This is a genomic window from Neisseria sp. P0001.S005, from assembly GCF_051963715.1.
On the sequence record NZ_JBQCTZ010000795.1, the window covers coordinates 1 to 359 of the forward strand.

A 359-nucleotide genomic window follows, 5' to 3' on the forward strand; every position below is an offset into this window, starting at 1 on the left:
TCCCAGCAACGCATCGAGGCGGTCGCGCAGGCGGTAAAAGCGCGTCAGGAAAAAGGTTTGCACACGCCTTGCTTGGCGGTGGTATTGGTTGGCGACGACCCTGCCAGCGCAGTTTATGTACGCAATAAAAAACTGGCCTGCCAAAAAAGCGGCATCGAATCGCGCTCTTACGAGCTGCCGTCTGAAACCACGCAAGACGATTTGCTGAAACTGGTGGACGAATTGAACGGCAACCCTGCCGTCGACGGTATTTTGGTGCAACTGCCGCTGCCGGCACACATCGACAGCCAAGCGGTTTTGGAACGTATCGAGCCGCATAAAGATGTGGACGGCTTCCACCCTTACAACGTCGGCCGCCT

The 359-nt window shown here is 56.5% G+C and carries 1 protein-coding gene; it reads left to right on the forward strand.

The window, feature by feature from the left end:
• The coding region (locus tag ACTHSP_RS22925; RefSeq protein WP_440347118.1) for a tetrahydrofolate dehydrogenase/cyclohydrolase catalytic domain-containing protein at positions 1-359 on the forward strand (359 nt) is incomplete at both ends.